The organism is Achromobacter sp. K91 (genome assembly GCF_003576205.1).
GTDB lineage: Bacteria > Pseudomonadota > Gammaproteobacteria > Burkholderiales > Burkholderiaceae_B > Achromobacter > Achromobacter aegrifaciens.
Map to the genome: position 1 here is coordinate 1 of NZ_QWFB01000037.1, position 20,635 is coordinate 20,635.

19 protein-coding genes and 3 tRNA genes are annotated in these 20,635 nt (G+C 65.8%); 11 read left to right on the forward strand and 11 right to left on the reverse strand.

Features of this window, described 5'->3' with window-relative positions:
* A partial coding sequence (gene rluB, locus DXK93_RS19065; RefSeq protein ID WP_199728315.1) for a 23S rRNA pseudouridine(2605) synthase RluB occupies positions 1-1,330 on the reverse strand: 1,330 nt, incomplete at its 3' end.
* Between the two features lie 35 nt (positions 1,331-1,365).
* A complete protein-coding gene (gene scpB, locus DXK93_RS19070) occupies positions 1,366-2,604 on the reverse strand; it encodes an SMC-Scp complex subunit ScpB (RefSeq protein WP_370127217.1) in 1,239 nt (412 codons plus the stop codon).
* A 68-nt stretch (positions 2,605-2,672) separates the two neighbouring features.
* Between scpB and DXK93_RS19075 the strand changes: the two genes are divergently transcribed.
* Positions 2,673-2,749: transfer RNA gene (locus DXK93_RS19075), tRNA-Met, on the forward strand.
* 652 nt (positions 2,750-3,401) lie between these two features.
* Here the strand turns inward: DXK93_RS19075 and DXK93_RS19080 are convergent.
* From DXK93_RS19080 to DXK93_RS19090, 3 genes are all read right to left on the reverse strand, one after another.
* On the reverse strand, positions 3,402-4,307 hold the full coding sequence (locus DXK93_RS19080) for a LysR family transcriptional regulator (RefSeq protein ID WP_119450881.1): 906 nt from the start codon (positions 4,305-4,307) through the stop codon (positions 3,402-3,404).
* 121 nt (positions 4,308-4,428) lie between these two features.
* Positions 4,429-5,427 (reverse strand): GTP-binding protein, encoded by a 999-nt coding sequence (locus tag DXK93_RS19085; RefSeq protein WP_119450882.1) that lies wholly within the window; start codon positions 5,425-5,427, stop codon positions 4,429-4,431.
* Positions 5,428-5,505: 78 nt separating this feature from the next.
* Positions 5,506-5,581: transfer RNA gene (locus DXK93_RS19090), tRNA-Asn, on the reverse strand.
* Between the two features lie 208 nt (positions 5,582-5,789).
* Here DXK93_RS19090 and DXK93_RS19095 point away from each other — a divergent pair.
* The 4 genes from DXK93_RS19095 to DXK93_RS19110 all read left to right on the forward strand — a co-directional run bounded on the left by DXK93_RS19095 (position 5,790) and on the right by DXK93_RS19110 (position 9,487).
* Positions 5,790-5,865, forward strand: a tRNA-Thr gene (locus DXK93_RS19095).
* Positions 5,866-5,995: 130 nt separating this feature from the next.
* Positions 5,996-6,655, forward strand: a complete 660-nt coding sequence (locus DXK93_RS19100; RefSeq protein ID WP_054450985.1) for a response regulator — start codon at positions 5,996-5,998, stop codon at positions 6,653-6,655.
* Positions 6,652-7,980 (forward strand): ATP-binding protein, encoded by a 1,329-nt coding sequence (locus DXK93_RS19105; RefSeq protein WP_119450883.1) that lies wholly within the window; start codon positions 6,652-6,654, stop codon positions 7,978-7,980. Before DXK93_RS19100 ends, DXK93_RS19105 begins: the two co-directional genes overlap by 4 nt.
* A 64-nt stretch (positions 7,981-8,044) precedes the next feature.
* Positions 8,045-9,487 carry a DegQ family serine endoprotease gene (locus DXK93_RS19110; RefSeq protein WP_054450983.1) on the forward strand — a complete coding sequence of 481 codons (1,443 nt, stop codon included), beginning with the start codon at positions 8,045-8,047 and terminating at the stop codon, positions 9,485-9,487.
* 23 nt (positions 9,488-9,510) lie between these two features.
* Here the strand turns inward: DXK93_RS19110 and maiA are convergent, their stop codons facing one another.
* Genes maiA through DXK93_RS19125 form a run of 3 tightly spaced genes read right to left on the reverse strand, consistent with a single transcriptional unit; the run spans position 9,511 to position 11,664 of the window.
* Complete coding sequence (gene maiA / locus DXK93_RS19115; protein ID WP_054450982.1) at positions 9,511-10,155, reverse strand: maleylacetoacetate isomerase; 645 nt, start codon at positions 10,153-10,155, stop codon at positions 9,511-9,513.
* A 55-nt stretch (positions 10,156-10,210) separates the two neighbouring features.
* On the reverse strand, positions 10,211-11,188 hold the full coding sequence (gene ispH / locus DXK93_RS19120) for a 4-hydroxy-3-methylbut-2-enyl diphosphate reductase (RefSeq protein WP_119450884.1): 978 nt from the start codon (positions 11,186-11,188) through the stop codon (positions 10,211-10,213).
* Entirely contained in the window at positions 11,188-11,664 is a 477-nt protein-coding gene (locus DXK93_RS19125; protein WP_119450885.1) for a peptidylprolyl isomerase, read from the reverse strand. Before DXK93_RS19125 ends, ispH begins: the two co-directional genes overlap by 1 nt.
* 50 nt (positions 11,665-11,714) lie before the next feature.
* Here DXK93_RS19125 and radC point away from each other — a divergent pair, with 50 nt between their 5' ends.
* The 6 genes from radC to DXK93_RS19155 all read left to right on the forward strand — a co-directional run bounded on the left by radC (position 11,715) and on the right by DXK93_RS19155 (position 17,906).
* Positions 11,715-12,392 carry a DNA repair protein RadC gene (gene radC, locus DXK93_RS19130; RefSeq protein WP_054450979.1) on the forward strand — a complete coding sequence of 226 codons (678 nt, stop codon included), beginning with the start codon at positions 11,715-11,717 and terminating at the stop codon, positions 12,390-12,392.
* An 82-nt stretch (positions 12,393-12,474) separates the two neighbouring features.
* Positions 12,475-13,101: an arylformamidase gene (gene kynB / locus DXK93_RS19135; RefSeq protein ID WP_054450978.1), complete on the forward strand. Its 627-nt coding sequence runs from the start codon at positions 12,475-12,477 to the stop codon at positions 13,099-13,101.
* Between the two features lie 179 nt (positions 13,102-13,280).
* Positions 13,281-14,129 (forward strand): tryptophan 2,3-dioxygenase, encoded by an 849-nt coding sequence (gene kynA / locus DXK93_RS19140; RefSeq protein ID WP_054450977.1) that lies wholly within the window; start codon positions 13,281-13,283, stop codon positions 14,127-14,129.
* A 259-nt stretch (positions 14,130-14,388) separates the two neighbouring features.
* Positions 14,389-14,655, forward strand: coding sequence for a type B 50S ribosomal protein L31 (locus tag DXK93_RS19145; protein WP_054450976.1), 267 nt, complete (start codon positions 14,389-14,391; stop codon positions 14,653-14,655).
* A 123-nt stretch (positions 14,656-14,778) separates the two neighbouring features.
* Positions 14,779-16,509 (forward strand): glycosyltransferase family 39 protein, encoded by a 1,731-nt coding sequence (locus DXK93_RS19150; RefSeq protein WP_054450975.1) that lies wholly within the window; start codon positions 14,779-14,781, stop codon positions 16,507-16,509.
* Positions 16,506-17,906 (forward strand): MATE family efflux transporter, encoded by a 1,401-nt coding sequence (locus tag DXK93_RS19155; RefSeq protein WP_119450886.1) that lies wholly within the window; start codon positions 16,506-16,508, stop codon positions 17,904-17,906. The genes DXK93_RS19150 and DXK93_RS19155 overlap by 4 nt, the downstream gene beginning before the upstream one ends.
* A gap of 32 nt (positions 17,907-17,938) precedes the next feature.
* Here the strand turns inward: DXK93_RS19155 and paaK are convergent, their stop codons facing one another.
* The 3 genes from paaK to paaG form a co-directional block, all read right to left on the reverse strand.
* Positions 17,939-19,252, reverse strand: coding sequence for a phenylacetate--CoA ligase PaaK (paaK, locus tag DXK93_RS19160; RefSeq protein WP_054450973.1), 1,314 nt, complete (start codon positions 19,250-19,252; stop codon positions 17,939-17,941).
* A 111-nt stretch (positions 19,253-19,363) separates the two neighbouring features.
* Positions 19,364-19,834, reverse strand: a complete 471-nt coding sequence (paaI, locus tag DXK93_RS19165; protein WP_054450972.1) for a hydroxyphenylacetyl-CoA thioesterase PaaI — start codon at positions 19,832-19,834, stop codon at positions 19,364-19,366.
* A 2-nt stretch (positions 19,835-19,836) separates the two neighbouring features.
* The gene (gene paaG / locus DXK93_RS19170) at positions 19,837-20,625 is read right to left on the reverse strand and encodes a 2-(1,2-epoxy-1,2-dihydrophenyl)acetyl-CoA isomerase PaaG (RefSeq protein WP_119450887.1); all 789 of its coding nucleotides are present in this window, start codon (positions 20,623-20,625) and stop codon (positions 19,837-19,839) included.
* Positions 20,626-20,635 lie beyond the last annotated feature (10 nt).

Genomic DNA, 20,635 nt, shown 5'->3' on the forward strand with positions numbered 1-20,635 from the left:
AGATGTGTATAAGAGACAGAGCGCCCTCTCCCGACAGGGGATGGCCGTTGGCATAACCACCGGCAATCATCAGGCCCGTGCCAAAAGGATCCGACGGACACGCGGCCGCCTGGCCTGCGCTGCCCAAGCGGCCGCCTTGCAGCTTGCCGCGGCGGCCGATGCGCGCGCCGTTCATGCCGTTGCGGTCCATGGTGCCGAAACCCGGGGGCAGCGCGCTGTCATGCGACTGCGGCTGCTTGGAGCGGCGACGGTTGCCGCCGGATTCATCGTCGTCGCGTACCAGGCCCAACTGGACCATCAAGGCCGTGACCAGGGAAGAATCCAGCTCTTCCCAGCGGCCGCGGCGCAGCGTACGCGGCAGGACCACGTCGCCGAAACGGGTGCGGATCAGCCGGCTGACCGTGACGCCCACGGCCTCGAACATGCGGCGGACTTCGCGGTTGCGACCTTCCTGCAGGGTGACGCGGTACCAGCGGTTGCTGCCGTCGCCGCCCAGGTAGTCCAGGGCGCCGAAGGCAGCCATGCCGTCGTCCAGCTCGATGCCGTCGACCAGCGATTGGCGCTGAGCCTCGTCCATTTCTCCCAGCACACGCACCGCGTACTCGCGTTCCGTGCCGTAGCGCGGATGCATGATGCGGTTGGCCATGTCGCCGGAGGTCGTGAAGATCAACAGGCCTTCCGTGTTCAGATCCAGACGGCCGACCGACAGCCACTTGCCCGTGCGCAGCTTCGGCAGGCGGGCAAAAACGCTTGCGCGGCCGCCCGGGTCGTCATGGCTGACGATCTCGCCAGCGGGCTTGTGATACAGGATCACGCGCGGCGGCTTTTTCGTATTGACGCGCATGATGGGCTTGCCGTTGACGCGCACCTGGTCATTGGGCGCCACGCGCTGGCCGATATGGGCCGGCTCGCCGTTGACCGACACGCGGCCCGCAACGATCAGTTCTTCCATTTCGCGGCGCGAACCGATGCCGGCGTCCGCCAGCACCTTGTGCAGCTTGGGCATGACCGAATCGCTGTTCAGGTACTTGCCCAGACGCTGCTCCATGCGGTCAGCGGTTTCCAGGTACGACAACGCCTGCTCGGCTTCCTGCTCGGTGCCGCGCGACTCCTGCGGCTCGGCCTGAGGGGCGGCAGCCGCCGCGGGCTGCGCTTCGCCGGCCGGCGCCTGCTCGGCGGCGGTATCGCCGCGGCGACGGCGGAACGGCGTTCTCAGCTTGCGGCCCCTGCCGCGGGCTCCCGTCTCGCCTTCAGCCGCCGGCTCACGCGCGGCGGATTCCGGCTGGCCATTGGAAGCGGCATCATCCGAACGGGGATTGTCGTCCTGCATTGCTGTATTCGTTGTCACTGGGACAGCTCCGAATTTCAAACTTGGGTGGGCCTGCCTGCGGCAGGCTCGTCATCATCTGGGGACGCCGGCTGTCGGTCGGCCTCGGGCCGCTCGACGCCTGCCTCGTCCGATTCCGGAGAGGCGGCATCCGGGCCAGGCCGAACAGGATCGGCAAGACCGGAAGCGGGCTCATGCCCGGCGGCGTCAGGCGCCGCGGTATCGGTCTCGTCAATCGGGTCGGTCGGTTCCGCGTGTTTTGCGTTCTCGACGCTTTCCTTTGCAGCGCCGGCTTCTGGGGCATCGGCGGCCATATCGGAAATGTCGTTGTCAGCCGCATCGTCGGGAAAACCGGACGTGGCTGACGTATTGGACAAGCCTTCGGCTTGCTCCCGGACGGTGGATTCGTCGGCGGGATCCGCGCCTTCTTCTGTGCGCGAAAGCATGGATTCTACGCTATCGACGGGAGCGATGGGTACATCCTGTTCCGAAACAGACAATTCCGCAACCGGAATACTGACTTCGGACGCCTCACCCTCGCCTGCCGTAGCCGCAGGTTCGCCGTCAGGACGAGCCTCGGCTTCGCCGCCAACCTCGCCCTCGGCGCTCGCCTCACCCTCGACGCCCTCCGCAGCCTCGGCAACCGCTTGACCGGCAGCTTCGGCACCATCGGTGGGCGCATCCTCGGTGGCGGGCGCTTCGCCGCCCAGCACCTGCTGCACTTCACCCAGATCCAGCCCGGCGAGCGCGGCCGCGGCCTGCGCGGATTCCAGCGCCGGCAATTCATCCAGGGCGCGCAGGCCCAGGTCATCGAGAAACTGGCGCGTCGTGCCGAACAGCGCCGGACGGCCCGGCGCGTCGCGGTGGCCGATGACCTCGATCCAACCGCGGTCCTCCAGCGCCTTCACGATCTGCGAAGACACGGTGACGCCGCGGATATCCTCGATGTCGCCCCGCGTCACCGGCTGGCGCCAGGCCACGATGGCCAGCGTTTCCATCACGGCGCGCGAATACTTGGGCGGCTTTTCCGGATTGAGGCGCTCAAGGTAGCGCTGCATGCGCGGACGGCTCTGAAAGCGCCATCCGGTGGCCAACTGCACCAGCTCCAGCCCGCCATCGGCCCAATTGGCCTGCAACGTTTCCAGAAGCGTGCGCAATGCGCTGTTGTCGAATTGTTCATCGTCCCCGAATAGCTTGCGCATATCGGACAGTTGCATCGGCTGCGCCGCGCAAAGCAGCGCGGTTTCCAACACGAGTATTGCCTCGCTATCGTTCATCGACATTCAAATTCAAAAAGGGCTAACTTGCGCTAGGTTGAAAATAAGGCTACTATTCATTTCTCAGACGCGGGGTGGAGCAGTCTGGCAGCTCGTCGGGCTCATAACCCGAAGGTCGTAGGTTCAAATCCTGCCCCCGCAACCAAATTGATTCAGGCCTGGCGATTTCGCCGGGCCTTTTTCATTTGCGGCGCCGGAAAAAATCCGCAGATCCAGCAAACCCGGCTGCACCGACGTGCGCAGCACGGCAGCACAGGCACCCGCCGCCGCACCGGCAGCCTCGGCGGCTCGCCAGCAACAGACTGCATGGGTTTGCGTAGTTCTCACTGGATTCCTGTGTTTACCGCCATGCGCCCCGGATAGAGATACCCCGGACATGTGCCGAAACGACCGCGCCAATCGGGATTGAGCGGGATGCCTGCCGCGCCCCGCGCAGCAAACACTCAAGCAAATTCTGGAAAAGCCGGCACAAATCGCCAGCCAGCCCGCGGAGCACGCCGGCAACCCGGCGCCGCCTTCCCGCGGCAATCGATATCAAGGACCTGAATCATCAAGGTTCGGGCGCCACGGACAGACCGCCACAACCCACAAACCCGATACGTTTCCCCTGGCGCACGCGAAAAACCAGTTCCGCAATGCCCGCGGCCCACATAAGCCGCAACCACGATTCTTGGATGTTTTCTAACCAGACAAGGCCGGCATCCGCCCGCCGCGTCCAACATATTCAAGCAGTTGTTTCATTATACCGCCATATACCCCACCCTCAAGCCCGCACAGCGCCTTGCGCGGCGCAAAAACTACGGAGCAGGCTTGTCCCACGGCGTGGATTCCAGGCGGTCCACCAGAAAATCCAGCATGGACCTCAAGATCAGAGGCATCTGGCGGCGCGAGACATAAACACCATAAATACCCAGTTCCTGCGGCTTGCTTTGCGTCAGGATGGCCCGCAGGCGGCCCGATGCGATGTAGTCCGCGGCATAGTAGGTCGGCAGCATCGCAATACCCGCGCCCTCCAGCGCCGCGCGCGACAACACCGACACCTCGTTCGCGCTGATATTGCCACTGACCGGCACATCCACCGGCTCGCCGTCGCGCTCGAAGCGCCACAGGCTCTTGCCGAAATACGAATGAGTCAGACAGTTGCGCAAGGACAGGTCCTCGATGCGCGCCGGCACGCCTTCGCGCTGCAGGTACTCGGGCGAGGCGCACACCACCGAACGGCAGACCGCCAGCTTGCGGGCGATCAGGTTGGGATCCAGGTCATTGGTGATACGCACCGCCAGATCCACGCGCTCTTCCACCAGATTGACGGCGCGGTCGACCAGCATCAGGTCAACCGAGGTGCCCGGATGCAGCTTGACGTAGTCGGTAATGGCGCTGGCCAGATGGCGGGAGCCAAACGACATGCTGGTGGTAATGCGCAGCAGCCCGCGGGGCGTGTCGTCCGGGGTCGATACCGCATTGCGCAGGTCTCCCACCATGTCCAGCATCTGGCGGCAGCGCGGCAGCGTTTCGGCGCCGGCCGGCGTCAGGCTCAGGCGCCGCGTCGTGCGGTGCAGCAGGCGCACCCCCACCCACTGCTCCATTTCCGCGAGATAGCGCGACACCATGGCGCGCGACATGTCCAGATGGATCGCCGCCGCCGACAGGCTGCCCCTGTCAGCGACTTCCACGAATACCTGCATGGCTTTCAAACGATCCATGATTGTCTCGATTCTTGCACCAGACCGCTCCGGTTATACCGTATTTCGGCGCAACATCGACACCATAATCGAGACGGCCACCCGCAAGCCCTGACCGGACCAGACGCTCAGACGCAGGCGATCAAGGAGCCAGCTGCCCGAGCGCAACGCCCAAGGCGGCACGAACCTCATTGATATCCACCCCCCGCAGGATGCAGACCAGCCGTGACGCCCGCTCCTCGTCCGGCCACTGCTCCAGCTGATTGATCGGATAGAGCTCGCCATGCACGCCATGCACCTCGCACGGCAGCGCCTCACCCTCAAAGCACACCAGCCCCTTCATGCGCAGCAAGCCCTGCCCAAAGCGTTCCAGAACCCGCGACATGCCAGCAAGAAACGCCGCCCGCCCGACAGGAGCAGCCAATACCAGCGAGAAACTGCCCACATCTCCATGAACGGCGGCTCTCGACTGTGCGAAGGGCCGCAACCAATTCGCAAGAGTCACGCCATCGCGCCTGGCCCGCAGGTCGAGACCCGTGCGCAGCGGATCCGCAAGCGGCGCATCAGGCCATTGCACGCAGCGCTGCGCCCCCGGATTAATGGCGGCGACGGCCTGATCCAGAAGATCCAGACTCGCGGCGTCCGCCAGGTCCGGCTTGCTGAACACCACGACATCCGCCAGGGCCAGTTGCCGCGGGGCTTCGGGCTGCCGCTCCAATTGGTCCAACCCATTGCGGGCGTCCGCCAGGACGATCGCGCCCCGGTACGCATAGCGCTCGGCGAGGAAGCGGTCGTGTTTGAGGGTGAACAGGATGGGCGCGGGATCGGCCAATCCGCTGGTTTCGATGACCACGCGACGAAAGGGCTTGATCTTGCGGCTGAGCGCCAACATGAATAATTCGCGTAAAGCGTCGACTACCGCGCCGCTGACGACGCAACACAGGCAGCCGCCCTCAACCAGGACAATGTTGTCGCGGGCCTGGCGCACCAGGTGATGGTCCACACCGATCTCACCGTACTCATTGACGATGACGACAGCATCAGCGTATGCCGGATCCCTCAGCAGGCGATTGAGCAGCGACGTCTTGCCGCTACCCAGGAAGCCGGAAATCACCGTCACGCCTATGCGTTTGTCGTCCATACCCGATCTTCCATGCTCGCCGCCCTGATGGAGAAAACCAAAAGGGCCATTCACTTGCGTGAATGGCCCTGAATTCTTTGGCTCCCCGAGCTGGGCTCGAACCAGCGACCTGCGGATTAACAGTCCGTCGCTCTACCGACTGAGCTATCGGGGAACTGCTAAGAAACGAGATTATGAACTAAAAATTTGAAGTGTGCAAATCGCTGATTTTTTCGCCTGTTTGGCCCGCTTGGTTTCCCATCGCAAAAAAACTCTGATATGATCTCGGTCTTTCCAGATCGGACCCCATAAACAGGGTGACGGACCGGAAAAAACGAAGATGTTTTGCTTGCGGCTCTTACAGGAGCGGAGCAAATGGTCTTGCCGGCATAGCTCAGTTGGTAGAGCAGCGCATTCGTAATGCGAAGGTCGTAGGTTCGACTCCTATTGCCGGCACCAGATTCCAAAAAGCAGCCCGCTCGGGCTGCTTTTTTCATTTCCGCGCCGGTTCGCGCGCCGAACCCTCACCCGGGAACTCCCGTCCGCCGCCACGCGTCCAATCTGCTGGACCATCCTGGCGGACACGACCATGCGCATCCTTCTAGTCGAAGATGACCTCATGATAGGCGAGAGCGTGCTGGACTGCCTGCGCGCCGAACACTACGCCGTAGACTGGGTCAAGGACGGCAATGCCGCGGAGCTCGCGCTGCGCACCGATACGTACGACCTCATACTTCTGGATCTGGGGCTGCCCAAGCGCGACGGCCTGTCGCTCCTACGCGACCTGCGCACGCGCAAGGACCGCACGCCGGTGCTGATAGCCACCGCCCGCGATGCCGTGAGCGACCGGATCGCGGGACTGGACGCCGGCGCCGACGACTATGTGGTCAAACCCTACGACGTGGATGAATTGCTGGCCCGCATGCGCGCCCTGATCCGCCGTAGCGCAGGCCGCGCGGAACCGGTGTTCGAGCATGAGGGCATCACCATCGATCCCCAGTCGCACGCCGCCATGGTGGACGGCGCTCCGGTCACGCTGACCGCGCGCGAATGGGCGGTGCTCGAACCGCTGATCGCTCGCCCGGGCATGATTTTTTCGCGCGCCCAGCTGGAAGAAAAGCTGTACAGCTGGAAAGACGGCATCAGCAGCAACGCTGTTGAGGTTTATATTCATGGCCTGCGCAAGAAGCTGGGTCCGAACCTGATCCAGAACGTCAGAGGCGTCGGCTATGTCATCCCCAAAACATGAGCATTCCGCTTAGCTACTCACTGAGAGCCAGGCTGCTTTTCTTCCTGTTGGCCGCCATCGTGGTCGGCGCGCTGGTGCAAGGCGCCATCGCTTACCGCAGCACTTTGGCGCAGGCCGACGATATCTTCGACTCGCTGCTGCAGCGCACCGCCCTGTCGCTGGGCACCGGCGACGGACTGCTCAGCACAGGTCCGGCGCACGCGCGCGGCGCGGGTTCGCCCGTGGCGGACGACCTGATCATCCAGATCTGGACGCCCGACGGCGTGCGTGTCTTCAATTCCCGATCCCGCCGGCCGCTGCCGGACCAGATCGTCCTCGGCTTCTCCGACGCGAAGATGGAGGGCAGCACCTACCGCGTATATTCGCTGGCCACGCCCTTCCAGGTCATCCAGGTGGCGCAGGACATGACCGTGCGCACCAGCATGGCGCGCGCGCTGGCGCTGCGCACCATCGCCCCCATCGCCGCCGCCGCTCCCCTGCTCATGCTGATCGTCTGGTGCGTGGTCAGCTGGTCGCTACGGCCTGTGAAGCGGGCGCGCGCCCAGGTTGCGGCGCGCCAGCCGGAAGATCTGTCACCCGTCAGCGTGGAGGGCCTGCCCGACGAGATCCGGCCGCTGGTGCTGGAACTGAACCTGCTGCTGGAGCGCATGCGCGGCGCCTTCGCGCAGCAAAAGCAGTTCGTCGGCGATGCGGCGCACGAACTGCGTTCGCCCCTGACTGCGCTACGCCTGCAATTGCAGGCCCTGCAACGCGCGGGCGACACGGATGCGCGCCGGCTGGCCGAACAGCGGCTGGCAGCCGGCATCGACCGCGCGACACGCCTGGTCGAACAGCTGCTATCCATGGCGCGCCATGAAAGCGCGGCCGGACAGGCACCCGCCGAAACCGTGGACCTGGCCGACGTGCTGCGCCAGGCGCTCTCTGAAATGCTGCCCCAGGCCAACGCGAAATCGATCAGCATCGACCTGGACGGCGCGCCGCAAGCATCGGTGCAGGGACATCGCGACGCGCTGACGCTGCTGGCACGCAACCTGCTGGACAACGCAATCAAGTACACGCCCGCCGGCAAGCGCGTCCACCTCCATCTGGAACAGGCTCCCGGCGAGACGACCCTGCTGATCGACGACGAGGGCCCCGGCATTGCGCCGGACGAGCGCGAGCGCGTGTTCGACCGTTTCTACCGCGTCGAAGGCAATTCGCAGCACGGCAGCGGCCTGGGGCTGGCGATCGCGCGCAGCATCGCCGACCAGCACGGCGCCACCATAGAACTGCAGGACACGCCGGTGGGCGCAGGCCTGCGCGTGAAGGTGGTTTTTCCGACTTAAGACTCGCCTAAGTGTCAGGCCCGAAGATAGCGCCATGTCCTTCAACATGAACGCAGGAGCCGACATGAAGACCACCCAAATGAAACCCTCGCGCCTGGTGCTGGCGCTGCTGGCAGCCGGCGCCATAGGCGGCGCGGGCGCAACCGCCTTCACCGGCGGCGTTTCGATGGCGGCCACCGCGCCGGCCATCGCTTCCTCCTTCCAGGCGCCGGGCACGTCCAGCCCGCCCAACTTTGCGCAGATCACGCGCGACTTCGGTCCGGCCGTGGTGAACATCAGCGTCAGCGGCACCCGCAAAGTGTCCGCCGACGAAGGCGATCCGTTCGCCCAATTCTTCGGCCAGATTCCCGGCGCGCGCGGCCAGCGGCCCGCGCGTGAAGTGCCCATGCGCGGCGAAGGCTCCGGCTTCATCGTCAGCGCCGACGGCATCATCCTGACCAATGCGCACGTGGTGCAGGACGCCAAGGAAGTCACGGTCAAGCTGACCGACCGCCGCGAATACAAGGCCCGCGTGCTGGGCTCGGATCCGCAAACCGACGTGGCCGTCCTCAAGATCGACGCCAAGAACCTGCCGGTGGTGAAGGTGGGTGACGTCAACCAGCTGCAGGTGGGCGAATGGGTGCTGGCCATCGGCTCGCCCTACGGCCTGGAGAACACGGCCACCGCCGGCATCGTCAGCGCCAAGGGCCGGTCGCTGCCCGACGACACCTCGGTGCCCTTCATCCAGACGGACGTGGCGGTCAACCCCGGCAACTCGGGCGGCCCGCTGTTCAACGACCGCGGCGAAGTCGTGGGCATCAATTCGCAGATCTACAGCCGCACCGGCGGATTCCAGGGCCTGTCGTTCTCGATCCCGATCGACGTGGCCTACAAGATCAAGGACCAGATCCTCGAACACGGCAAGGTGCAGCACGCTAGGCTGGGCGTGACGGTGCAGGAAGTGAACCAGGACCTGGCCAACTCCTTCAAGCTGGATACCCCCTCGGGCGCGCTGGTTTCCAGCGTGGAGAAAGGCAGCGCCGCCGACAAGGCCGGCCTGCAGCCTGGCGACGTGGTGCGCAAGATCGACGGCAAGACCATCGTGTCCTCGGGCGACCTGGCCTCCACCATCACGCTGGCGACTCCGGGCGAAAAGATCAAGCTGGACGTCTGGCGCAACGGCTCGCAGAAGGAGCTGGTCGCCACCCTGGGCGGCGTGCCCAAGGACAAGACGCAGGCCTCGGCTGGCGACCAGGAGGTTCAGCGCGGCCAGCTCGGCCTGGCACTGCGTCCGCTGAGCCCGCAGGAGCAGCAGGCGGCTGGCGCCGAGGGGCTGCTGATCGAACGTTCGATCGGACCGGCCGCCAAGGCCGGGATCGAACCGGGAGATGTGCTGCTGTCGCTGAACGGCGTACCGGTGCGCAACGTCGCTCAGGTGAAGGACGCGCTGTCCAAGGCGGGCAAGACGGTCGCCCTGCTGGTACAGCGCGGCGAAGACAAGATCTTCGTGCCGGTGCAGATCGGCTGAGCCGGTCCGCACACGGATAGGCGCTACTCCGCGTCGGGCTGCTTGCCCGGCGCGGCCGCGTCGAACGCCGGCAGCGCACGGCAGGCGGCATCGATGCGCACGACGTTGGGCATGGCCGACAGGTCGCAGTCGAAACGCTGGGCGTTCGCCACCTGGGGCACCAGGCACAGGTCGGCAATGGTGGGCGTATCGCCGTGGCAGAAGAGGCCGGTGGCGGAAGAACCGGCCAATTGCGCCTCCAGGGCTTCCAGGCCCTGATGCACCCAGTGCTTGTACCAGGCGGTCTTGGCCGCCTCGTCCACGCCCAGGGTGTGCTTCAGGTACTTCAGCACGCGCAGGTTGTTCAGGGGATGCGTGTCGCAGGCGATGCCCAGCGCCAGGTCGCGCACCCGCGCGCGGCCTACCGCGTCCGCCGGCAGCAACGGCACTTCAGGATGCGTTTCTTCCAGGTATTCGATGATGGCCAGCGATTGGCCGATGACGGCGTCGCCATCGACCAGCGTGGGCACCAGCGCGGTCGGATTCACCTTGCGATAATCCGCCGACAGTTGCTGGCCGCCGTCCTTCAGCAGATGCACGGGCAGGTATTCGTAGGGCAAGCCCTTCAGGTTGAGGGCGATGCGCACGCGGTACGCGGCCGAGCTGCGAAAGTAGCTGTACAACTGCATGAAGTCTCCTTGATTTTCTGTTGCGGCGCCGCGCATGCGCGCGGCGTCCGCCTGCTTATTCCAGCGATTCCGTCTGCGCCGACTTGCGGGACAGGCCCTTGGGCAGCGGGAACGCCACATTCTCTTCCAGGCCGGGCATGGTGCGTACCGACACCGCGCCCAATTCCTTGACCCGATCGATCACCTGCTGCACCAGGATCTCCGGCGCGGAAGCGCCCGCGGTCACGCCGATGCGCTTGCGGCCCACCAGCCAGGCCGGATCGATCGATTGCGCACCGTCGATCAGATAGGACGCGACGCCCTTGCGCTCGGCCACTTCGCGCAGCCGGTTGGAGTTGGAACTGTTGGGACTGCCCACCACCAGCACCAGGTCGCAATCCGGCGCCATCACCTTGACCGCGTCCTGGCGATTCTGGGTGGCGTAGCAGATATCGCTTTTCTTGGGCTCGGCGATGTTGGGAAAGCGTTCTTTCAACGCCCGCGACACGGCCGCCGCGTCGTCCACCGACAGGGTGGTCTGCGTGACGTAGGCCAGGTTCTCGGGATCGGTGACCTGCAGGCCGGCGACGTCCTCGACGGTCTCGACCAGGTACATGCCGCCCTGGGCCTGGCCCAGCGTGCCCTCGACCTCGGGATGGCCCTTGTGGCCGATCATGATGATCTCGCGGCCGGCCGCGCGCATGCGGGCCACCTCGATGTGGACCTTGGTGACCAGCGGGCAGGTGGCGTCGAACACGCGCAGCCCACGGGCGTCGGCCTCGGCCCGCACCGCCTTGGACACGCCGTGCGCCGAGAACACCACGATGGCGCCGGCGGGCGCGTCGTCCAGTTCATCGATGAAGATGGCGCCCTTGGCGCGCAGGTCTTCCACCACGTAGCGGTTATGGACGATTTCGTGGCGCACATAGATGGGCGCGCCATGCAATTCAAGCGCGCGCTCGACGATGTCGATGGCGCGATCCACACCGGCACAGAAGCCGCGCGGCTGCGCCAGCAGGACTTCGGCGTCGGTGGCGGTGACAACCTGGCTCATCAGAGGACTCCCAAGAGCGCCACGTCGACCCGCAAGCTGATGCCCGCGAGCGGGTGGTTGAAATCGAACAGGGCCGATTCGTCGTTGATTTCCTTCAGGACGCCCGAATAGCGGCCGCCGTTGGGCGCGGTGAATTCCACCAGGTCGCCGGGTTCGAAGGTGGCGTCGGCGCCCGCATGCTCGGCCAGCATGGCGCGCGTGACGCGCTGGATCAGTTCGGGGTTGCGTTCGCCGTAGGCGTCGGCGGGTTCGACCGTGACGCTGAAGCGCTCGCCTTCGGCGCGGCCGACCAGCGCCGCTTCCAGGCCAGGCGCCCATTGGCCGCTGCCCATCTGCAGCGTGCCGGGACGGCCATCGAAGGTGTCGGCGAACACGGAATCCTTGCCCGGGCCCGAGGCCAGCGTGATGCGATAGTGCAGCGTCAGGTAGGAATCCGGACGGACCAAAACGTTCACTTCATTAGAGGCGATGCTCAAGATCTGCCACCGTATATGCAATTGAGTAAACCTTGATTTTAGAGCCTCTTATGAAATTGTCCGACCGGCTGCCCAAACACGAGCGCCCCAGGGAGCGGTTGCTGCGCCACGGCGCCGCTGCGCTCCAGGACTCGGAACTGCTCGCCATCGCCCTGCGCACCGGTATTCCCGGCCTGGACGTGGTTGAACTGGGCAGCCGGCTACTGACCCGATTTGGCGGCCTGCGAGGCCTGCTGGGCGCGACGCCCGAGGAACTGACCGCGGTTCCCGGCCTGGGGGTTTCCAAGGCGTGCATGCTGGCCGCCCTGCTGGAACTGGCCCGCCGCGCCATCGAGGAAGATCTGGCCCGCAACAGCAATCTGGATCACCCGCTGCCGGTAAAACAATATTGCAAGATGGCGCTGGGGCACCGGCAGGTGGAACATTGCATTGCGCTCTACCTGGACAACCGCCTGCGCCTGATCGCCACGGGCGAGCTGGCGCGCGGCACCCTGTCGCAGGCATCGGTCTATCCCCGCGAGGTCGTGCGCGAAGCCCTGCGCCATCACGCGGCCGCCCTGATCATCGCCCACAACCATCCGTCCGGCCTGGCCGAGCCCAGCGCCGCGGACCGCATATTCACCCAGCACCTGAAGCAGGCGCTCGCGCTGGTGGACATCCGGCTGGTGGACCACCTGATCGTGGCTGCCGGCACGGTCGTGTCCATGGCCGAACTCGGCGGCCTGTAGGCTGCGGCCCGCGCCGGAATTCGTTAGACTAGCGCCCGCAATTGCTTTAGGCTTAACGCATCTCTCGATCCCCCCGCCTGACATGAAACGCTTGTGGGACATTTCCCCGCCCGTGTCCACCGCATCGCCAGTCTTTCCTGGCGACACGCCGTACCGCCAGCAATGGAAATGGTCGCTTGCGCCCGGCTGTCCGGTGAATGTCAGCGAAATCACCATGTCGCCGCATATCGGCGCGCACGCTGACGCTCCCCTGCACTACCAGAACGGCGCCGCAGCCATCGGGGCCGTATCACTGGAACCATTCCTGGGTCCCTGTCGCGTCATCCACGCCATCGATTGCGGCCCCCTCATCACGGTGGACCACCTGGCCCATGCGGCCCTGAACCTGCCGCCGCGCGTGCTGGTCCGCACCGCCAAGCATGCCGCGCAGGACTGGTGGACCGACGATTTCTCCGCCTACGCGCCCCAGACCATCGAATGGCTGGCCGAACGCGGCGTCATGCTGATCGGCCTGGATACGGCCAGCATCGACCCCGCGTCCAGCAAGACCCTGGACAGCCACCACACGATCTTGCGGCACGACATGCGGGTACTGGAGAACCTGGTGCTCGACGATGTGCCGGAAGGCGATTACGAGTTGATCGCACTGCCGTTGGCGCTGGTCCAGGCCGATGCCAGCCCGGTTCGCGCCGTCCTGCGCGAACTGTAGGCTGGTCCGCTGGCCATGGCGGCCGATCCGAAGTCGGCCGCCGGTTCTGGAAGCACGACCATGAAAGACCATTCCGATTTGCATGCGGCGCTTGCCTGCGCCCGCCCCCACGCGCCCTCGTGGCGCGCCCTGCCCGCCTCGGCGCGCCGCGCCGCCCCGCCCTGCAAGGGAGGCCGCGCATGAGCCACTCCGAACGCCCCGAAGACATCGTCCGCCAGGAAAAAGCGCAGCTGGATTTCACGCGCGACATGACCTATGGCGATTACCTGCATCTGGACGAACTGCTGGGCGCGCAGCATCCGCTGTCGCCCGAGCACAACGAGATGCTCTTCATCATCCAGCACCAGACCAGCGAACTCTGGATGAAGCTGATGCTGCACGAACTGCGCGCCGCCATCGCCAATGTGGCAGCCGACCGCTTGCAGCCCGCCTTCAAGATGCTGGCCCGCGTCAGCAAGATCATGGAACAGCTGGTCCATGCCTGGGACGTGCTGGCGACCATGACGCCGCCCGAGTATTCGGCGCTGCGTCCCTATCTGGCGCGTTCCAGCGGATTCCAGAGTTATCAGTACCGCCAGGTCGAATTCCTGCTCGGCAACAAGAACGCGGCCATGCTAAAGCCGCATGCGCACCGCGAGGACCTGCTGGCCCAGGTGCGCAGCGCCTACGAAGCCCCGTCGCTGTACGACGAGGCGCTGCGGCTGCTGGCGCGCCACGGCCTGGACGTGCCGGCCGATCACCTCGAACGCGACTGGACCCAACCCTACCAATCGTCGGCTGGCGTGGAAGCTGCCTGGCTGACGGTCTACCGCCAGCCCGACCGCTACTGGGACCTGTACCAGTTGGGAGAAAAGCTGACCGACCTGGAAGACGCGTTCCGCCTGTGGCGCTTCCGCCACGTCACGACGGTCGAACGGGTCATCGGCTTCAAGCGCGGCACCGGGGGCACGTCGGGCGTGGACTACCTGCGGCGCATGCTGGAAGTGGTGCTGTTCCCCGAGATCTGGAAGCTGCGCACGGATCTTTAAGCGCCGAATTTATCTGGCCCCAATTTTTGGCCAAGGGGAGCCCCTGAGCGGGGCCTCCTTTCCTCTTGGCCTGGCCAAAATTCCCATGCTAGAATTTGGGGTTACTTTTTGGATACGTGGCTGGAGCAGTCAACGAGTATCCGGCCGCTGGGCAAACCCGATCCGCATATCGGCGGGTTCGCCAGGCAGGCGGGACACCGGACACCCGGCTGGCGACCCTAACAACTTGCAAGGCTCGACAGAGCCCTAGGAAAGCACCATGAAAGAAGGCATTCACCCCGAATACCGCGAAGTCGTCTTCGCCGACCTGCAAACGGGCAACAAGTTCATCACCCGTTCGACCGTCCAGACGCGCGAAAGCATCGAACTGGATGGCAAGACGTACCCGCTCTTCAAGTGCGACGTGACCTCCGAATCGCATCCGTTCTACACGGGCGCCCAGACGCGCATCGTCGAAACCGGCCGCGTGGAAAAGTTCCGCGCCCGCTTCGCCCGCACCGCAGGCACGGTCAAGTCCGCTTCCTGATCTGTCGCTCCCCCGGGAGCCGCAGCGAAAAGGCAGCCTCCGGGCTGCTTTTTTTTCTCCCTGGCCGTCCGATTCTGACGCTGGGTACTAGCGCAACCAGACCACTCGGTTACATTAACGCCCGTGTCCCCACTTTCCATTTCCACTCCAGCCCGGCTCACGTCCGTGGCTACCGCGAAACTGCCCAGACTGATTCTGCTGGGCTTGTCGCTGGCCTATATCGTGGCCGGCCTGTTCATGCGCGACCCGTGGAAAACAGACGATGCCGTGGGACTGGCGACCATGATCACGGCGATCCGCGAAGGCGGCATCACCTGGTTGCTGCCGCAGGTGGGACACCTGGCGCACGCCGAGGAAGGTCCCCTGATCACCTGGGTGGGCGCGATCTGCATCTGGCTGTTCGGCCCCTACATCGGCGACATCACCGCCGGCCGCCTGCCCAATCTGCTGTGGTTCGGCATCACCGCCACCAGCGTCTGGTACGGCACCTATCTGCTGGGCCGCCGCGCCGAGGCGCAACCGCTGGCCCTGCCCTTCGGCGGCGAACCCGAACCGCGCGACTACGGACGCATGCTGGCGGACGCCGCGCTGTTGTTGCTGCTGGCCACGGTCGGCATCCTGCAGCGCACCCACGAAACCACCGTGGTGCCCGCCATCATGGCTTGGCAGGCGCTTGCCTTCTATTCGCTGGCGCGCAGCATAGACCGGCCATTCACCGGCAGCACCACCCTGGGCATCGCACTGGCGGCCAGTTTCCTGACCCGCGGCTGGGTCGGCGCCATCCCCATCATGGTGGGCGCGGCCCTGGCGTTCTACCCCCGCAGCCGACTGTGGAAATGCCGGCGCTGGCTGCCGTGGGCCGCGCTGCTGGCCGCCGTCCTGATTCTGGCTTGGTGGATACCCGCCAGCCACAGCAGCGAATACTGGATCCGCAACTGGAAGACCTGGAACCTGTCGTCCTTCGCCGTGCCGCCCTGGCATGACATCGGGCGCACCCTGCGCGACCTGCCCTGGTACCTGTGGCCGACCTGGCCGCTGGCCCTGCTGGCCATCTGGCGCTGGCGCGCCTGGCTCTACGCGCCGCACATCTGGCTGCCGCTGGTCCTGCTGGTGTGCTCGGCGGTCGTGCTGTTCGGCCTGGAAGAAGCCTCGGATTCCGAGTACGTGCTGCTGGCCGTGCCCTGCGCGGTGCTGGGCGCGTTCTCGCTGCCCACGCTGCGCCGCGGCGTGGTCAACACGCTGGACTGGTTCGCCGTCATGTGCTTTTCGCTGACGGCCATCACGGTCTGGCTGGGCTGGGTTGCCCTGCACTTCGGTTGGCCGGCGCAGATTTCCCGCAATATCGCCCGCCAGACCACCGGCTACCAACCCGAGATCTCCTGGGTCGCGTTCGCGCTGGCCGTGGGTTTCACCGTGGGCTGGATCGCGCTGGTGGTGTGGCGGCTGCGGGTGCGGCCGCAGGCGCTGTGGCGCGGCACGGTGCTGTCGGCCGGCGGCCTGACGGTGACCTGGATCCTGCTGGTGCTGCTGTGGCAACCCGCCGTGGACTACGCCCGCAGCTACCGCACCGTGTCGGGCCAGTTAGCCCAGGCGCTGCAGCAGAACGTGCGCCCCGGCGAGTGCGTGCGCGGGCTTAGCCTGGGCAGCGGGCAGCGCGCCTCGTTCCTGATCTTCAATAACCTCACGTTCACGTTCGACTCCAAGTGCACGCTGGTGCTGCAGCAGACCAGCAACCAGAGCTTGCGGGACAACACCGCCGCCTACAGCGACGGCGCCGAGGTGCTGTGGCAAGGCGGCCGGCGCGCCGACCGCCAGGAAGTCTTCCGCCTGCTCCGAGTCGGCGCCCCCCGATGACGCCCGCGCCCGCCGCGCCGATGAGTTTCGGCGCCACCCTGCGCGGCATCGCCAGGCAGGCCTGGCCGGTGCTGGTCAGCCAATGGGCCGGCATCTCCTTCGGCGTGCTCGACACCGCCATGACCGGCCATTCCAGCGCCGCCGACCTGGCGGCAATGGCGCTGTCCGCGTCGATCTACATCACCATCTTCGTCGGACTGATGGGCGTGGTGCACGCCCTGATCCCCATCCTGGCCCAGCACTTCGGCGCAGGCAACAATCTTGAGGTCGGCCGCAGTTGGGGCCAGGGCGTCTGGCTGGCGCTGGGATTGTCCGTGGTGGGCGCCGTGCTGATGCTGTTCCCCAACATGTGGCTGTCCATGTCCGGCGAGGTCGCTCCCGGCGTGCGCGAACGCATCGGCTCGTATCTGCAGGCCCTGGTGCTGGCCCTGCCCGCCGCGCTGGTGTTCCGCACCATCTACGCGCTGGGCACGTCGGTTTCGCGGCCCAAGCTGGTCATGGCGATCAACCTGACAGCCATAGTCTTCAAGGCCTTCTTCAACTGGCTGTTCATCTACGGCAAGCTGGGATTGCCCGCCATGGGCGCCACCGGCGCCGGACTGGCCACCGCCGTGGTGTCGTGGATGAGCCTGGGCCTCGGCTTGTGGGTCATCACCCACGACCGCTACTACCGCCGCTTCAAGCTGCACGTCGGCAAGCCCGACTGGAAGACGCTCAAGGAACTGCTGCGCCTGGGCATCCCCATGGGCGGTTCCTACCTGGTCGAAGTGTCGGCCTTCACTTTCATGGCCCTGCTGGTGGCGCGCGAAGGCACTTACGTGACCGGCGGCCATCAGATCATGTCCAACCTGGCCGCGCTCTGCTACATGATGCCCATGGCGCTGGGCGTCGCCACGGCAGCCCTGACCGCGCAGGCCATCGGCGCGGGCAACCTCGCCCATGCGCATCGCACCGGCATGGCCGGCCTGACGCTGGGCATCCTGGGCGCCCTGCTGACGGCGGCGGTGCTGCTGGCCGGCCGTCCGCTGATCCTGGCCGCCTATACCGACAATCCGGAGGTGGCCGCGGTGGCGACCACGCTGCTGGCCGTCCTGCCCCTGTTCCACCTGTTCGACTCGATGCAGTGCATCAACTCCTACCTGCTGCGCGCCTACAAGGTCGCGGTGGTGCCGCTGCTGCTGCAGGTGGTGGCGCTGGCGGGCGTGGGCCTGGTCGGCGGCTGGTGGTTCGGTTTCGGCCCGGGCCGCGGTGGCCTGGACGGCGTGCGCGCCATCCTGGTCCCTGGCTCCCCCCAGGGCGCGGGCAGCATGTGGCTGATGGCCATGGTCGGCCTGGGACTGTCGGCGGCCTTGCTGCACTATTGGTACCGGCGCATCGTGCGCGGGACGATCAAGTAAAAAAGCAGCCTTGCGGCTGCTTTTTTTGGACCTTATTTCGGCCGCTTGTCGATCACGCGGCGAGCCTTGCCGGTCAGCGTGCGTTCCACGTGCCCGGAATCCGACACCTGGATGCGCGCGCTCACGCCGATGTGCGTCTTCACGGCATGCTGGAGCTGCTTGCCCAGGTTTGCGCGCTCGGCATCCGACAGGGTGGAAAATTCGGCGCGCAGTTCGGTCAGGATTTCCAGCTCGTCCATATTGCCGGTGCGCGACAGCACCAACTGGTAATGCGGCGCCAGCTGGGCGATCTTCAGGACCAGTTCCTCGACCTGGGTCGGGAACATGTTCACGCCGCGCACGATCAGCATATCGTCGCTGCGGCCAGTGATCTTGCCGATGCGCCGCATGCTGCGCGCGGTGGGCGGCAGCAGGCGCGTCAGGTCGCGGGTGCGGTAGCGGATGATGGGCATCGCTTCCTTGGTCAGCGAGGTGAACACCAGTTCGCCCGGCTCGCCGTCGGCCACGGGCTCGCCCGTGTCGGGATTGATGATTTCCGCGTAGAAATGGTCTTCCCAGACCACCGGACCGTCCTTGGTCTCGACGCATTCGCTGGCAACGCCAGGCCCCATCACTTCGGACAGGCCATAGATGTCCACGGCGTCGATGCCGGCTTCGGCCTCGATGTCGGCGCGCATCTGCCCGGTCCAGGGTTCGGCGCCGAAGATGCCGATGCGCAGCGAACTTTGACGCGGATCAATCCCCTGGCGGCGCTGTTCCTCCAGAATATTGCAGAAGTAGGAGGGCGTGACCATGATGATGTCCGGACGGAAATCGTTGATCAACTGCACCTGCTTTTCGGTCTGTCCGCCCGACATCGGGATGACCGTGCAGCCCAGGCGTTCCGCGCCGTAATGCGCGCCCAGGCCGCCCGTGAACAGGCCGTAGCCGTAGGCCACGTGCACCGTGTCGCCGGGCTTGCCGCCCGCCGCGCGGATCGAGCGCGCCACCAGGTTGGCCCAGTTGTCCAGGTCGCCCTTGGTGTAGCCCACGACCGTCGGCTTGCCGGTGGTGCCGCTGGAGGCGTGGATGCGCGAGATGCGCTCGCGCGGCACGGCGAACATGCCGAAAGGATAGTTCTCGCGCAGTTCCTTCTTCGTGGTGAAGGGGAACTTCGAGATATCGGACAGCTGCTTCAGATCGTCGGGATGCACGCCGGCTTCATCGAAAGCCTTCTTGTAGTGCGGCACATTGTCGTAGGCATGCTTGAGCGACCACTTCAGGCGCTCGAGCTGCAGCGCGCGCAGCTCATCCTGGCTGGCATGCTCGATGGGGTCCAGCCCCGGCTTGCTCATGGTGTTGGACATGGTTATCTCTCTCCTGAAATTCTCTCTGCGCGGGGCCGGATCGCGGCGGGCGTATGCCCTGCCCGCTCGCGGCGCGGCCCGCGGCCGTATAGCTTTGGTTGGCTGGCTGCCTCAAGCGTCCGCGGGGACGCCGACGATCTGGCCCTTGATGCGGTAGGAGCGGCCGCGGAACAGCGCCACGTTGCGTCCTTCCTGGTTGGTGACGGTGACGTCATAGACGCCGGTGCGGCCGGCCAGCGAACGCTCCTGCGCCACGGCAGTCAGCAGATCGCCTTCGAAGCCCGGGGCCAGATAGTCGATGGTGCAGCCCGAGGCCACGGTGCTGACGTTGCGCGAATTGCAGGAAAAGGCGAAGGCGCTGTCCGCCAGGGCGAAGATGAATCCGCCGTGGCAGGTCTTGTGGCCGTTCAGCATGTCGGCGCGCACGCGCATGGTCAGGCGCGCGTAGCCCGGCGCCATTTCCTCGACTTTCATGTCCAGGCCCTGCGAGGCCGCATCGCCCGCAAACATGACGGTGCCGACGGCCTGCGCCAGCTCCTGGGGATCGGCCGGCACTTCGACCGCGGGAACATGTGCGTTCATTCTTATTGCCCCTTGAATTGCGGTTCGCGCTTGCCGAGGAAGGCGGCCACGCCTTCCGCGTAGTCTGCGCTGCGGCCGAGTTCGCGCATCATGTCGCGCTCAAGGTCCAGCTGCGTGGACAGGTCATTGCCCAGGCTGGCCTGCATGGCCCGCTTGGTGTACGCCAGGCCCTTGGTCGGCGCCTTGGCGAAGTGCTGCGCCAGGCGTTCCAGCGTGGCATCGAATTCCTCGTCCGCCACGCATTGCCAGATCAGGCCCCACTCTTCGGCCTGCTTGGCGCTGAGCTTGTCGCCCAGCATGGCCAGGCCCATGGCGCGGGCACGGCCGACCAGACGCGGCAGCACAAAGGTGCCGCCCGTGTCGGGGATCAGCCCGAGGCGGCAGAACGACTGGATGAACGTTGCCGAAGCCTTGGCGATGACGATGTCGCCCGCAAACGCCAGGTTGGCGCCTGCGCCGGCCGCCACGCCGTTCACGCCCACCACGACGGGCATGGGCAAGGCGTTGACGCGGCGCACCAGCGGCCCGTAGAACTTGTCGACGGTTTCGCCGAGGTCGGGCGGCGTGCCGTCGGCGGCGGGCTTGCGCTCGCTCAGGTCCTGGCCGGCGCAGAAGCCGCGGCCGGCTCCCGTCAGCAGCAGCACACGCGCGCCCTCGGTCTCCACGCGCGTCAACGCGTCGGCCACTTCGCCGTGCATGTTGGCGGTGAAGCTGTTCAGCTTGTCGGGACGGTTCAGCGTCAGGCGCGCGATGCCGCCGGACAGGTCGAATTGGATATCCTGGTAGCTCATGTCATCGCCC

Coding starts and splice junctions, on each gene's coding strand:
- scpB (WP_370127217.1), bottom strand. CDS start 2,604: ATGAACGATAGCGAGGCAATACTCGTGTTGGAAACCGCGCTGCTTTGC.
- DXK93_RS19080 (WP_119450881.1), bottom strand. CDS start 4,307: ATGGATCGTTTGAAAGCCATGCAGGTATTCGTGGAAGTCGCTGACAGG.
- DXK93_RS19085 (WP_119450882.1), bottom strand. CDS start 5,427: ATGGACGACAAACGCATAGGCGTGACGGTGATTTCCGGCTTCCTGGGT.
- DXK93_RS19100 (WP_054450985.1), top strand. CDS start 5,996: ATGCGCATCCTTCTAGTCGAAGATGACCTCATGATAGGCGAGAGCGTG.
- DXK93_RS19105 (WP_119450883.1), top strand. CDS start 6,652: ATGAGCATTCCGCTTAGCTACTCACTGAGAGCCAGGCTGCTTTTCTTC.
- DXK93_RS19110 (WP_054450983.1), top strand. CDS start 8,045: ATGAAGACCACCCAAATGAAACCCTCGCGCCTGGTGCTGGCGCTGCTG.
- maiA (WP_054450982.1), bottom strand. CDS start 10,155: ATGCAGTTGTACAGCTACTTTCGCAGCTCGGCCGCGTACCGCGTGCGC.
- ispH (WP_119450884.1), bottom strand. CDS start 11,188: ATGAGCCAGGTTGTCACCGCCACCGACGCCGAAGTCCTGCTGGCGCAG.
- radC (WP_054450979.1), top strand. CDS start 11,715: ATGAAATTGTCCGACCGGCTGCCCAAACACGAGCGCCCCAGGGAGCGG.
- kynB (WP_054450978.1), top strand. CDS start 12,475: ATGAAACGCTTGTGGGACATTTCCCCGCCCGTGTCCACCGCATCGCCA.
- kynA (WP_054450977.1), top strand. CDS start 13,281: ATGAGCCACTCCGAACGCCCCGAAGACATCGTCCGCCAGGAAAAAGCG.
- DXK93_RS19145 (WP_054450976.1), top strand. CDS start 14,389: ATGAAAGAAGGCATTCACCCCGAATACCGCGAAGTCGTCTTCGCCGAC.
- DXK93_RS19155 (WP_119450886.1), top strand. CDS start 16,506: ATGACGCCCGCGCCCGCCGCGCCGATGAGTTTCGGCGCCACCCTGCGC.
- paaK (WP_054450973.1), bottom strand. CDS start 19,252: ATGTCCAACACCATGAGCAAGCCGGGGCTGGACCCCATCGAGCATGCC.
- paaI (WP_054450972.1), bottom strand. CDS start 19,834: ATGAACGCACATGTTCCCGCGGTCGAAGTGCCGGCCGATCCCCAGGAG.
- paaG (WP_119450887.1), bottom strand. CDS start 20,625: ATGAGCTACCAGGATATCCAATTCGACCTGTCCGGCGGCATCGCGCGC.